The organism is Embleya sp. AB8 (assembly GCF_049739465.1).
Lineage (GTDB): Bacteria > Actinomycetota > Actinomycetes > Streptomycetales > Streptomycetaceae > Embleya.
In genome coordinates, this window is the sequence record NZ_JBMHHY010000010.1 from 215,452 (window position 1) to 228,624 (window position 13,173).

A 13,173-nucleotide genomic window follows, 5' to 3' on the forward strand; every position below is an offset into this window, starting at 1 on the left:
GACCAGGAGATGAGCCTGCCCGACATCGCAGCCCGACTTGTCATCACCACCGGCAAGAAGAGCAGCCCGACTCGTCATCACCACCGGCAAAAAGAAGGGCCGACACCCCTCTCCTGCGGGCTCCGGCTCTCCTGCGGGCCCCGGCGTCGCAGCGCCGGAACCGGCGGCCCGGCCGAACCCATCGCCCCGGAGCGAGCACCGTGAATGCCGAAGCCGTCGTCACGGTGGCGACTGTCGGCGCGCTGCCCGGGTTTCGGTGGTGCGTCGGCGGAGTTCCGGCTGCGCGAGCGCCGGTGGGACGTAGGCGACGTCGACGGGTCCGACGTCGGTTCCCGGCGGCACGATCTCGTCGATGCGGTCGAGCAGGTCGTCGTCCAGGAGCGTGTCTGCTCCCGCGAGCAGGTCGTCGAGCTGGTCGGGTGTGCGTGGGCCGATGATCGCCGAGGTGACCGCAGGGTGGGCGGTCACGAACGCCAGAGCGAGGTGGGGCAGCGACAGTCCGGCCTGCTCGGCGATCCGGGCGAGTGCTTCGACGGCGTCGAGCTTGCGTTCGTCGGTCATGTGCTGCCGTGCCCAGTGCAGGCGCCCGGCCGAGGCCGTTTCCGCGCTGCCCTTGCGCAGGCGACCGGCGAGCAGGCCCATCGCCAACGGGCTCCACACCAGGACACCCAGCCCGTAGCGCTCGCAGACCGGCAGGATCTCGCGTTCGATCCCGCGGTTGAGGATCGAGTAGTGCGGCTGTTCGGAGCGGAAGCGGGCGAGCCCGCGCTGTTCGGCCACCCACTGGGCTTCGACGATGTCCGAGGCGGGCAGGTTGGAGTGGCCGATCGCACGGACCTTGCCCGCGCGCAGCAGGTCGGTCAGCGCGCCGAGGGTTTCCTCGATGTCGGTGCCGGGCTCGGGGTGGTGGGCCTGGTAGAGGTCGATGTGGTCGACACCCAGGCGGCGCAGCGACCCTTCGACCGCGGAGACGATCCACCGGCGGGAGCTGCCGCGCCGGTTGGGGTCGGATCCCATCGGGCCGTTGAACTTCGTGGCCAGGACGACGTCGTCGCGGCGGCCGCGCAGGGCCTTCCCGATGATCTTCTCGGCTTCACCATCGCCGCCATAGACGTCGGCGGTGTCGATGACGTTGATGCCGGCATCGAGGGCGCGGTGGACGATGCGGACGCAGTAGTCGGGGTCGGGGTTGCCGTACGGGCCGAACATCATCGTGCCCAGGGTGTAGACGCTGACCTGGATGCCGGTCCGGCCGAGTGGACGGGTTCGCATGGGTTTCTCCCGGGGTGCAGGTGTGCGGCCGGTCCGGCCGCACACCTCGCGGAACGGTCAGGCCTGGGTGTACTCGGCCGCGACGTCGACGATCCAGGTGACGCCGAAGCGGTCGGCCAGCATCCCGAAGGCAGGCGCCCACTGGGCGGGACCGAACGCCTCGATCACGGTCGCGCCCTTGGCGAGGCCCTCCCACACGGGGGTGACCTCGTCGACGCTGTCGCCGCGGACGGACAGGAAGAACGGTTCCCGGGTGATCGTGGTGCCGTTTTCCCGACGCGTGGTGGGCGCGCCGGGGGCGGCGGGCGTGTGCTCGCCGGGCACGTCGTAGGCCATGACTCGGAAGCCGTTGTCGGCGACGACCTGACCGAATACGACGTTCGTCGCGCCGGGCAGTTCGGCGGGCATTCCGAAGTCGGCGTAGGTGGCGATGGTGAGCCGGCCGCCGAAGACCGACTGGTAGAACTCCAGGGCTTCGCGGGCCTGGCCGTGGAAGTTGAGGTGCGCGACAGCGTTGAGCGACATCGTGTTCGGGTCCTTCACGAGTGATTTCCGGTGCCGGAGGTTTCCGGCGACGGGACCGACGATGCCGGCAGTACAGGTCAGGGAACGTCCGCTACTTGTGGCATGGTGAAAACATGCCGATCGCCTCCTCGACGACGACCTCCAGCCGGCTGCTGGCGCTGCTGTCGATGCTGCAGGCCCGCCGCGACTGGTCGGGCGGCCTGCTCGCCGAGCGGCTCGGCGTCAGCGAGCGAACCGTGCGCCGCGACGTCGACCGGCTGCGCGAGTTGGGTTACCCCGTGCAGGCGATCAAGGGCCCCGACGGCGGCTACCGGCTCGAAGCGGGCAGCCAGGTGCCGCCACTGCTGTTCGACGAGGAGCAGGTGGTCGCGCTGGCCGTGGCGTTGCGGATCGCCGTCGGGACGGGCGCGGGCATCGAGGAGGCAGCCGCGCGGGCGCTGGCCACCGTGCGGCAGGTGTTGCCGTCGCGGTTGCGGCAGCGGGTCGACGCCCTCGAGATCGGCGCGGCCGGGCACGGCGTCGATCCGCAGGTCGATACCGCGATCCTGCTGACGCTGAGTGCCGCGGTCCGCGCGGGGGAGGAGCTGCGGTTCGACTACCGCTCACCGGGGCGCACCGAGGATGCCGAGCCGCGCCTGCGGCACCGGGTGCAGCCACATCACCTGGTGGTGCGGGCCGGGCGCTGGTACGTCGTCGGCTGGGACCCCGACCGCGGCGACTGGCGGACCTTGCGGGTCGACCGGATGACACCGCGGCTCCCGACCGGGCCGCGGTTCGCTCCCCGCGAAGTGCCGGGTGGCGACGTGACCGCCTTCCTGTCGGCCCGGTTCAAGGGTTCCGAGAGCGCGGACGCCTGGCCCTGCCGTGGCGAGGTGATCCTCGGTCTGCCGGTGGCGGAGGTGGCCCCTTTCGTCGGCGACGGTGGCGTCGAGGAACTCGGCGCCGACCGGACCAGGTTGACGACGGGATCCTGGTCCTGGGCCGCCCTCGCGGCGGCGTTGGCCCGCTTCGACACCGAGATCGAGGTGGTTGGCCCGCCGGAGCTGGGTGCGGCGTTCGCGGAGCTGTCCCGTCGCGCCGGCCGCGCCGCAGGGATCGGATAGGGCAGCAGGCCACATGCCGGCGAACTCCACGGCCGGCCGCGAGGACCCGCGGGTGATTCCGCGGCCCGATCCGCTTGTTCCGCACCCTCTTGTCCCGCTTTCCCATATCCACAGCGCTCGCCCGCACCGTCGCCGCCCACGGGATCAGGCGCGGGTACGGCCACCCCGGACACGGCAAGACGATCGCGCTCCACCAAGCATTGCGCCTGCTCCCGCCCCGCATCCCGGTACACCGCGTGCCGGTGGCGGCGAAACCGGCCCTGCCCCGGCTGCGCGCCGCGCTGCTCACCGCGTTCGGCCTGCCGGCCGCCTTACCCGACGAACCGCACCGACGCGGCCGACCGCGGGTCTCCCTCGGCATCGGGGGCGCTCGTGCGCTCCGGCCGGAGACCGCCAAGGGATCCGACGGCAAGCTGGAGGTCTCATTCCGCTGCCACCGGGACCCCGGGACGGATCGACGGCGGTCACTTCCTGCCGGAGAGCCACCTGGACGTCGTCGCGGGTTACCTGCGCGGCTTCCTCGGGCGGGTGCTGGGATAAGCAGGGTCCGGGGGCAGGTACGAGTCGCGCTCGGGGCGAATCAGAGGTTTGACAGACAGGCACACGGGCCTGATGCGTTCCGAGTTCTCGACGCCCGGTAGCCGCCGGAGGGGTCCGTGCCGCACCTGCCCGCGCCTGAACCGGGTGCTCACCGAGCCGGCCGCGACCGTGCTGCTCGACGTTCCGACCCAGGTGCCGGCCGAGCCGGACCTGCCGGCCGCCGGCCGACGACGGCCACCGGGATGGACATGCGGCGCTATGGCCGGAGCCGGACATCGAGGTCGAGGTCGAGGTCGAGGTCGATTTCGAGAAGCGGGTCGTGCGGGGCGTGGACCACTTTCCGCGGGCGTACGGGCCGCGCCGAGGCCGGCGCCGAATGCCGTCGGGTGAGGTAAGTGGCGGGGATCTTGGCACGCCGCAGCCGAAGACGCACCGTCCGACGCGGCCCGACGAACCCGGTGCCGTCCGCGGGGAATGACGGCTGCGGACAGTGCGATCACCACCGCGTGGCCTTGTTGACCGACACGGCCGCGGGCCGGTGGCCGAGACGGTCGCAGGCTGTCGAGATGTCAAGGGTTCGTTCCGGCGCCGGGTGGCGGATGGCGCAACGGTGAGCCGGGGCGGGCGTCCGGTGGCGTGGCGCTACTCGTACAGCCGCTCGGGCTTGCTCGGCAGCTGCTGTACGGCGGAGGTGAGAGCGTTCTGCTGTGGCCGGGGCCGGGCCTTCGAGGACAGCGGCAGTACCCCGCAGGTTGCCCTGGAAGTCGGCGGCGTCGAGAACCCCGCCGACTGCGCCCGCGAGGGTCTGGGCGCCGCGGTCGCCGTCACGCCTTGCACGGCCGGGCCCGGTGCCGGCCGGGTCGACAGCGGTGTCGTGCAGCGCCCGGCGACCTGCCCGGCCAGGGTGCCGGACGCCACGGGCGTCCCGTCGGCCAGGCGGTTTCCACGGCGGCCGATTCTCCGGCCCCGAGGCCGGGTCGGACGGCCGCGATACGTCCTGGCCCACTTCCAAAAAGTCTACGCGCCGATAACAAAAATCGACGTGGTGTGGATTTTTGAGCGAAGAGGCGGTACCGCCTCTTCGGAACACCCCCTTCCGGAGGAGCGATGGAGCAGCGCAACCGGCTCATCACCGGTGTCGGCACGGGCCCGGGGCGGGCTTTCGCCCGGGCCGCGCCGGCCGCCGGGCACACCGTGGTCGGCACGGTTCGCTCGGTAGGTGATCTGCGGGCTTTCGAGGAGTCGGAGCCGGGGCGCGCCCACGGCCGCGTCCTGGACGTGACCGACGACCGCGCGGTGTTCGACACGGTCGCGGAGGTGGAGCGGAATGTGGACCCGCTGGACGTCGTCGTCGCCAACGCCGGCTACGCGCTGGAAGGCCCCTTCATCGACGTCGCCGACCTGCACACCGACTACGTCGATCGCAGCGAAGACCCCGCCACCGCAGTGGCGTTGTACGTGGGGCGGCCCTGGTTTAGCCTCGGCGCCATGCCTGAGATCGAACCCTTTCCGGTGCACGTTCCCGAACACGACCTGGACGACCTGCGGGAGCGTCTCGACCGCGCGCGGCTTCCGGAACCGGAGACGGTTCGGGACGGTACGCAGGGCATCGGCCTGGAACGCCTACGGAGCTTGCTGGACGCCTGGCGACGGCACGACTGGCGAGCCCTGGAAGAGCGCTGGAACGCGATACCGCACTACCGCACCCGACTGGACGGCCTGAACATCGCGTTCTGGCACGTGCGCTCGCCCGAGCCCGACGCCTTTCCGCTGCTGCTGACGCACGGCTGGCCCGGCTCGGTGCTGGAGTTCGAGAGCGTCATCGGGCCGCTGACCGACCCGGTCGCGTACGGCGGTTCCGCTGCGGACGCCTTCGACGTGGTCGTACCGGCTCTGCCCGGTTTCGGTTTCAGCGAGCGGCCCCGGGAACCCGGCTGGAACCCGGGCCGTACCGCACGTGCCTGGGCAGACCTGATGACCAGGCTCGGATATGAGCGCTTCGGGGCGCACGGCGGCGACTGGGGCGCGTTCATCAGCACCGAACTGGCTCGGCTGGCCCCCGAGCGGGTCGCCGCCCTGCATCTGACCATGCCGATCGCGTCGCCCCTGCCCGAGGACCTGGCAACGGCCGACGAGGCGGAGAAGCGCATGATCGCCAAACGCGACAGGTTCCTGCGGACCGGCCCCACCCACGTGATCGTCCAGAGTGTGCTCCCCCAGACCCTGGGCTACTCCCTGCTCGACTCTCCCGCCGGGCTCGCCGCGTGGCTGGGCGAGGCGCTGGTCGCCTTCTCGGACACGCGGCCCGAGGCGGGAGGCGGCGTCAGCGTGGCACAGCAGGTGGACGACATCGCCCTGTACTGGCTCACCGGCACCGGCGCCTCCGCCGCCCGCTGGTACTGGGAGGCGGTACGGTGGGCTCCGCGCGGCGCGGAGGCGGAGAACGCACAGCCGGTGACCGTACCCACAGCCTGCACACTGTTCCCGGCCGAGCCGTTCCCCGTCGCCCGGCGCTGGGCGGAACGCCGCTACCGAAACCTCATCAGCTGGAACGAGCGGGAGCACGGCGGACACTACCCCGGCTGGGAGAACCCCGGACCGCTGGTCAGCGAACTCAGGAACGCCTTCCGCCAGGCCCGCGACCGCTAGGAGCGTGGGTCGGTAACGGGCAAGCGGCTGGTCGTCCGTGATCGGTGGGATCGGTCGAGGTCGTCTGGTTGGCGTCCGTGGGGCCGCGGGCAGGTCCTGCCGGTCTGGGGTTCGGCCGGGTGGGGCCCGGTGGCGGGGTCGGGGATGCCTGGTTGGTCAGCCGGCCGAGGTGGCGAGTCCGGCGGGCCCGGCGTGTCGGAAGATCTTGCGGAGGTTGTGGCAGGCGGCGAGCAGTCGCCACTCGCCGCGGGCGCCGTCTTCACCGCGCAGGAGGAGTTGGCGGCCGTTCCGGCAGGTCATGATCTGTCCGAAGACGGGCTCCACAATGGACTTTCGATGCCGGTAGGCGTCCCGTCCGGACTTGGTCCGCAGTTTGCGGGCCATCCGTTTCTTGAGGGTGGCGTTCGCTGGGATGCGTCCGCGGGGTGCGGGCGGGACCTGTTCGTCGTGGGCGAGTCGTCCGGTAGCCATCAACGTGTCGGTGCCGCAGGACAGTTGGTGCCGGCGTGCGGCTTCGAGGTTGGTCTCGGAGCAGTAGCCGGCGTCGACCAGGGCCTGCTTGGGGTGGACGCCGGTGTTCGCGGCGGACCGGTCGAGCATGGTGGTGTAGGTCAGGGCGTCCGAGGCGTCGGTCGTCACGTCGGCGGCGGTTATGACCTGGTGCTGCTCGTCGACGACGGCTTGGGCGTTGTAGGCCTGGATGTGGGCGCCGTCGCTGTTTTTCATGATCCGCGAGTCGGGGTCGGTGAAGTTGGCCTGGGCCTTGGTCTTGGGCCGGGCCTTCGCGGCGGCGGCCTCACCGGCATCGGTGAGGGCCTGCTCGTCTCCGGTGTCGGCTTACGACCTGGTCCGCGATGGATGTCCGGGAACAGGGTGGCCTTCCGGCGCATGCTGACAGCATGGACTCATGGATGCAGTGGACCGCGGCGACTTCGTTGTGCGCCGTGCGAGTGAGTCGGAGTCGGACGCGCTGGTTGGGATCGACTCGGTCGCGGTGGAAGGTGACGGCGAGCGGCCGGCGAGCATCCGACGGTGGTGCCGGCAGGGCCTCGTGGTCGTAGCGGAGGGCGATTCCGGGCTTCTTGGTTATTGCGTGGTTGAGTACACGTTCTTCGAGCAGGGCTTCGTCACGATGCTGATGGTGGCGTCATCGGCCCGCGGCAGAGGCGTTGGCCATCGGTTGCTGGACGCCGTGGCTGCCTCGTGCACGACCCCGAAGCTGTTCACCTCGACCAACGTCTCCAATCAGCCGATGCAGCGACTGCTCCAACGAGCCGGATGGAGCCCGGTCGGCCTGCTCCACGGCCTTGATGAGGGCGACCCCGAGCTGTTCTACCTCTGCAGGCGGCAGATCGGGCCGTCGCACGCCGGCTGATCAACCACCAGCCGGTGACGCTTCGTCTTTGGGCTGACTCGGGGAAGATTCCGGTGACTTGGGTCGGACGTGAGCGCAGGTTCTCCTCGGTCGATGTCGAGTCGATGAAGGTCACCGGCAGCGCGGACCGTGTCCGTCTCGAGGCGCAGTACCTACGTGTCTCCGGATCCTCCGGGCAGGAGTCCTCTCCGGATGCCCGGGAGAAGGAACTGCGGGCTACCTCCGACGGAGCGATCCATCCGGACCGCTGGGCCGACTGGCGGGCTGATGGATTGACCGGCTGACCGGCTGACCGGCTGACCGGCTGACGGGCCGGCGACCGGTGGCGCGGCGTCGGGATGCCGGCGTCCTGGCCGCTGGTCGCGGCCCTGGTTGCGGCCCTATGAGCGGCGCTCCGGGCGGGGCTGCCGGTACCCACGGTATGGCACGGGTCAATTCTGGGATTATCCGAAAAGACTACGCACCCCCGCTGATCTGCGGCTGACCGGACGTCGGACGCCGGACTCGCCTGTCGCCCCGTCATCCCCTCCCTCCCGCCCCTTGTCGCGGACGCGGTCGATGCGCTGGAATGCCTGAGCTTGTCGGGAGGGGCGTTCCAGAAGCGTTCACGTGTCCGACTCCGGATCACACGTGTTCTGGGCGCATGCCACCTGACGTCTTGTCAGACGAAAGGATGTTCATGATCGGCTGGCGTAAAGCACAGTTAGCTGCAGCCGTCACCGGCACCGCCGCGTCCGTGGTCCTCGCCCTCGGGACCGGCGCGAACGGTGCCCCGCTCCCCACGCCGGTGAGTGCTCAGACGCTCTCGCAGAGCGGCGCTCCGGCACCGGTGATCGTTGTTCTCAAGGACCAGGTCCCGAGCGCCCCGGCCGATGCCGGGCACCTCGACGCGCGCAAGCAGCGGACCGGCTCCGCGCAGGCCCCGCTGCTCGCCCGGGTGAAGGCCAACGGTGGCACCGACGTCAAGAGCTTCGTGGTCGGCAACGCCTTCTCCGCGACCGTGAGCCCCGCGCTGCGGGCCTCACTGGAAGCCGATCCGGCGGTCGCCTCGGTGGTCGCCGACGAGAGCGTGAAGGTGGCCCCGCCCGGCGGCCCGGCAGGCGGGGCCGACCCGAAGACACCGGCGGGCCCCAAGGCGTCCGCCGCCGCGCCCTCCGCCCCCGCCGCTCCCGGGGCGGCCGGCGCCGGCGCCGAGAACGCGACCAACACGGTCTGCCCCAGTGACCCGGCGAAGCCGCTGCTGGAGCCCGAGGCGCTCTACACCACCCATGTGGAGAGCACCCCCGACCACCCCGGCGCCGCCGCCCTGGCGGACGGCACCGGCGTCAAGGTCGCCTACATAGCGGATGGCCTGGACGTGAACAACCCGGACTTCGTCAGGGCCGACGGCTCGCACGCCGTTGTGGACTACAAGGACTTCTCGGGCGATGGCTGGGACGCGCCGAGCAGTGCGGCCGAAGCCTTCGGCGACGCCTCCGCGATGATCGCGCAGGGCCGCCAGGTCTACGACGTGTCGAAGTTCGTCAACCCCGCGCACGCGCTGCCCGCCGGCTGCAACATCCGGATCAAGGGCATCTCGCCCGGCGCCTCGCTGGTGGCCCTCAAGGCCGGCGGTGAACTGCTCCCGAACTCCGCGATCCTGCAGTCCATCGACTACGCCGTCTCGGTGGCCCACGTCGACGTGCTCAACGAGTCGTTCGGCAGCAACGTGGTGCCCGACAGCGGCGCGCACGACACCATCTCGCTCTTCAACGACCAGGCGGTCGCCGCCGGTGTGACGGTCACGGTGTCCACCGGCGATGCCGGCATCAACGGCACCGTCGGCACCCCGTCGACCGACCCGAAGGTGATCGCCGTCGGAGCCTCGACGGACAACCAGAACTACCTGCAGACCGGCTACGCGGGCGCCCAGTTCTCCAACGGGACCTGGTCGAACAACCGGATCTCCGCGCTCTCCTCCGCAGGCGTCACCAACGCCGGACGGACCGTGGACCTGGTCGCCCCCGGCGAGTCGGACTGGGCGCTCTGCACACCCGACCTGACCAGGTACACCGGGTGCGGGAGTTTCGCGGGCACCCCGGCCTCGATCCAGTCGTTCGGCGGGACCAGCCAGTCCGCCCCGCTGACGGCCGGCGCCGCCGCGGTGGTCATACAGGCGTACCGGATCGGGCACCACGGCGTCTCGCCGACGCCCGCCGTCGTCAAGTCGCTGCTCACCGGCACCACCCAGGACCTCGGCCTGCCGGCCCAGGAGCAGGGTGCGGGCCTGCTGGACGTCCGCGCGGCCGCCGAGGCGGCCGGGAGCTACCAGAACGGTACCGGCGCGGACAGCAGCCGGACCGTCGCGGTCACCTCCGGCCAGGTCGACATCACCGGTCACCCGGGGACGACCCGGAGCACGGACGTCACCGTGGTCAACACCAGCGGCACCGAGCAGACGGTCAGCGGCGCGACCCGCACGTTCGCCCCGCTGGGCGACGCCCAGCAGACGGTGCGGATCGACTCCGCCACCGACCCGACGTTCAAGTACGCCACCAACGGCGCCACCTGGGTGCAGCACCAGGTGAAGTTCACCGTCCCGGCCGGCGCGGACCGGCTCGCCGCGTCGATCGCGTGGCAGGGCGCGCCCCAGCAGTCCGGAGCCGGCACGGTGACCCCGGTGGTCCGGCTCACCCTGCTGGACCCGTCCGGCCGCCTGGAGACCAACACCCGTCCGCAGGGCGGCGCGGTCTCGCCCAACTTCGGCATCGTGGACGTCCCGCGCCCGGTCGCCGGTGAGTGGACCGCGGTCCTCTACACCCCGGCCGGCACCATGGGCTTCACCGGCCCGGTGCTGCTGGACACCGCCACCCAGCGCGCGGTGCCGACGGGCACGGTCAGCCCGCAGGTGGTCACCCTGGCGCCCGGCGCCGGCAGGACCCTGCGGGTGCCGCTCACCCTCCCGGCCACCAGCGGTGACACCACCGAGTCGATCACCGTGGCGAGCTCGAACGGCCACACCACCAGCGTGCCGGTCATCCTGCGCAGCCTGGTCGACGTCAAGGACAATGCGGGCAGCTTTACCGGGACCATCACCGGCGGCAACGCCCGTTCCAACTCACCCGCGCAGACCTTCAGCTACGCCTTCGACGTGCCCAAGGGCAAGCACGACGTCCGGGTCGGCGTCACCGTCGCCAAGGACCCGAACCTGCTCATGCAGGCGGTGCTGATCAGCCCGAACGGCACGCCGGCCGACGCGGAGACCAACGCGCTGACCAACGCTCAGGGCGGCGTCACCGGTACCGGTGCGGGCGTCTCGGCGACCGCGGTCAACCCGGCCGAGGGCCGCTGGCACTTCGCGCTGGTGATACTCAACCCGGTCAGCGGCGCCGAGCTCGGCCAGTCCTTCACCGGCACGGTCGGCCTCGACCAGGACCGGGCGACCGCGCCCGGCCTGCCGAACAGCACCGCCATCAAGCTGGCCCCGGGCAAGCCGGTCACGGTGACGGTGAACTACACCAACAACACCACGGCCGTTCAGTCGGTGCAGGCCGACGGCCGACTGGAGCGCCGGGCCGACCTGCCGCTGGTGCCGCAGGGCACCTCGGCGACGGTTGCGCTGCCGCTGAGCATCAGCTCGACGGTCCCCGGCTTCCTGATCCCGCCGGGCACCGACAAGCTGACTGCGGTGGCGGCCTCGACCACTCCCGCGCAGCTGGAGATCAGCGGTGTGACGGGTTCGCCCGACCTGTTCGGCGACCTGAAGAAGGCCCAGGACGGCTCGACCATCTCGGTGGCCAAGGACGCCGGCCGCCCCGGGCAGCCGATCGCCCCCGGTGTCTGGTCGACGTCCGTCCAGCAGATCGGCCCGTTCCCGGCCGCCGGCGCCCCGGCCGGCAGCTCGACGCTGACCGCCACAGCGCACACCCAGGCGTTCGACCCGGCGCTCACCTCCAGCACCGGTGACCCGTTCGCCGCCGCCGTGAACGCCTCGGCCCCGGCGACCACCCCCGTGACCGTCCAGCCGGGTGCCACCGGCAGCCTGCAGGTCACCGTCACCCCGACCGGTGCGAAGGGCAGCGTCGTACGCGGCGTCCTGTACCTGGTGACCGGCCCGGGCGGGGTCGCCACCGCGAACAGCTCGGCCGGGAGCACCGGTTCGGTCCTCGCGCAGATCCCGTACAGCTACACCGTCAACTGACAGCGGCGCGGTAGGCCGCCGCAGGAGCCGGGCGCCGGCCCCGTCCCGGGTGGGACGGGGCCGGCGTCTGCCCCGGAGCCGGCGGCAGGAACGTCCCCAGCGTGAGCTGGGGGTGGGGGAGAGGCGTGAAAGCCTCATGACCTCTTCGAGGAGGTACCTGTCCGGGGGGCTTTCCCCTTGATCGAGGACACCGGTTGTCATGCGGCGATGGTTGGCGTAGTTGATCGTTGTTCGTAGGTGATCGGGCTCTGTTGGCCGAGGGCGGAGCGCCGTCGTCCGGTGTTGTAGCGAGTGACCCAGCGGAAGACCGAGAGGCGGGCGGCGCGGGCTCCGGGCCGGCGTTTCGTGCCCTGGAGGGTCTCCCGTTTCAGGCCTGCGTTGAACGACTCCGCGGCGGCGTTGTCGGCGCTGGTACGACGGCGGCTCCGGGTGATCGGATCACGCCGAACCGGTCGCAGAGCGCCGCGAACTCCCTGGACGCGTACTGGGCTTCGTTGTCGCTGTGGAAGATCGCTCCGCGCAGGTTCCCGCCCCGCGTGTCGGCGGCGGCCCGCAGGGCGTCGGCGATGAGTTCGGTGCACATGTGGTCGGCGATGGACCAGCCGGCCAGCCGCTTGGAGTGAAGGTCCAACACTGTTGCGAGGTAAAGGAATTGTCCGTCCCCGATGGGGAGGTAGGTGATGTCGCCGACGTACTTCTGGTTTGGAGCGGTGGCGCTGAAGTCCCGCTGGAGCAGGTCCGGCACCGGCGTCGCGTCGAGTGCGGGAATCGTGGTGCGGACCTTCTTGCGCAGGTGCACCCCGACGATGCCGGACCGGCGCATCAGTCGCTCGACGCGTTTGTGGTTGACCGGTCGGCCCTCGCCCCGCAGTTCGGCGGTGATCCTGGGACTGCCGTAGGTGCTGTCGGACTCCCGGTGGATCTCGGTGATGCGCTCGGTCGGGACCCGGTCGGCCCGCTCGCGCTCGGCGCGGGCCGGGCCGGCCTCGCGCCGGCGGTAGAAACCGGAACGGGAGACGGCCAGGAGGGTGCACAGCCGCTTCACGCCGTAGGCGTCGTGGTGGTCGGCAACGTACTGGAAGCGGATCACCAGTTCGTCTCGCCCGCGAAATATTCGGCCGCCCGGTGCAGGATCTCCCGCTCGAGCTCGAATTCCCTGACGCGGGCCTTGAGTTGCTTGTTCTCCCGCGTCAGGGCGGTGGCCTCGGCAGTACCGCGCACGGCGGCCTGCTCGGCCTCACGCACCCAGACCCGCAGCGTCTCGTGATTCACGCCCAGGTCCTTGGCCGCCGAGGCATACGTACGCCCCGGGCTCGCGCGGTACAGCGCGACGGCACCGGCCCGGAACTCAGGGATGTACTTCGACGTCCCCAACGGGAACTCCTGTCCTATGGATCTTCACGATCCAATGATCAGGGTGTCCTCGATGAAGGGGAAATGCCCGCAGCCAGTCCTCCAGCGACGGGGGCAGCAGCAGGACCTGGTGCGGGTCGAACGCCCGAAACCGCTTGTCCACCGCCGCCGGACGA

Annotated in this window: 8 protein-coding genes and 2 pseudogenes; 5 read left to right on the forward strand and 5 right to left on the reverse strand. The window is 71.1% G+C overall.

The window, feature by feature from the left end; genetic code table 11:
* Positions 1-219: 219 nt before the first annotated feature.
* Together ABIA38_RS16585 and ABIA38_RS16590 are read right to left on the reverse strand one after the other, a co-directional pair.
* Positions 220-1,272, reverse strand: a complete 1,053-nt coding sequence (locus ABIA38_RS16585) for an aldo/keto reductase (RefSeq protein WP_424639409.1) — start codon at positions 1,270-1,272, stop codon at positions 220-222.
* Between the two features lie 57 nt (positions 1,273-1,329).
* Positions 1,330-1,797, reverse strand: a complete 468-nt coding sequence (locus ABIA38_RS16590) for a VOC family protein (protein ID WP_424639410.1) — start codon at positions 1,795-1,797, stop codon at positions 1,330-1,332.
* A gap of 113 nt (positions 1,798-1,910) precedes the next feature.
* Between ABIA38_RS16590 and ABIA38_RS16595 the strand changes: the two genes are divergently transcribed.
* Positions 1,911-2,900 carry a helix-turn-helix transcriptional regulator gene (locus tag ABIA38_RS16595; protein WP_424639411.1) on the forward strand — a complete coding sequence of 330 codons (990 nt, stop codon included), beginning with the start codon at positions 1,911-1,913 and terminating at the stop codon, positions 2,898-2,900.
* Positions 2,901-4,082: 1,182 nt separating this feature from the next.
* Here ABIA38_RS16595 and ABIA38_RS16600 read toward each other — a convergent pair.
* Entirely contained in the window at positions 4,083-4,358 is a 276-nt protein-coding gene (locus ABIA38_RS16600; protein ID WP_424639412.1) for a hypothetical protein, read from the reverse strand.
* A 189-nt stretch (positions 4,359-4,547) separates the two neighbouring features.
* Here ABIA38_RS16600 and ABIA38_RS16605 point away from each other — a divergent pair, with 189 nt between their 5' ends.
* Positions 4,548-6,089: an alpha/beta fold hydrolase gene (locus ABIA38_RS16605; RefSeq protein ID WP_424639413.1), complete on the forward strand. Its 1,542-nt coding sequence runs from the start codon at positions 4,548-4,550 to the stop codon at positions 6,087-6,089.
* A gap of 156 nt (positions 6,090-6,245) precedes the next feature.
* On the opposite strand, the pseudogene ABIA38_RS16610 reads toward ABIA38_RS16605, so the two are convergent.
* Positions 6,246-6,926, reverse strand: a pseudogene (locus tag ABIA38_RS16610) (transposase); the annotation flags it as partial.
* Between the two features lie 70 nt (positions 6,927-6,996).
* Between ABIA38_RS16610 and ABIA38_RS16615 the strand changes: the two are divergent.
* The 3 genes from ABIA38_RS16615 to ABIA38_RS16625 all read left to right on the forward strand — a co-directional run bounded on the left by ABIA38_RS16615 (position 6,997) and on the right by ABIA38_RS16625 (position 11,644).
* The gene (locus ABIA38_RS16615) at positions 6,997-7,464 is read left to right on the forward strand and encodes an N-acetyltransferase family protein (protein ID WP_424639414.1); all 468 of its coding nucleotides are present in this window, start codon (positions 6,997-6,999) and stop codon (positions 7,462-7,464) included.
* 53 nt (positions 7,465-7,517) lie between these two features.
* Entirely contained in the window at positions 7,518-7,748 is a 231-nt protein-coding gene (locus ABIA38_RS16620; RefSeq protein WP_424639415.1) for a hypothetical protein, read from the forward strand.
* A gap of 503 nt (positions 7,749-8,251) precedes the next feature.
* A complete protein-coding gene (locus tag ABIA38_RS16625; RefSeq protein WP_424639416.1) occupies positions 8,252-11,644 on the forward strand; it encodes a S8 family serine peptidase in 3,393 nt (1,130 codons plus the stop codon).
* A 197-nt stretch (positions 11,645-11,841) separates the two neighbouring features.
* Here the strand turns inward: ABIA38_RS16625 and ABIA38_RS16630 are convergent.
* Positions 11,842-13,018 (reverse strand): annotated as a pseudogene (locus ABIA38_RS16630) (IS3 family transposase).
* Between the last annotated feature and the right edge of the window lie 155 nt (positions 13,019-13,173).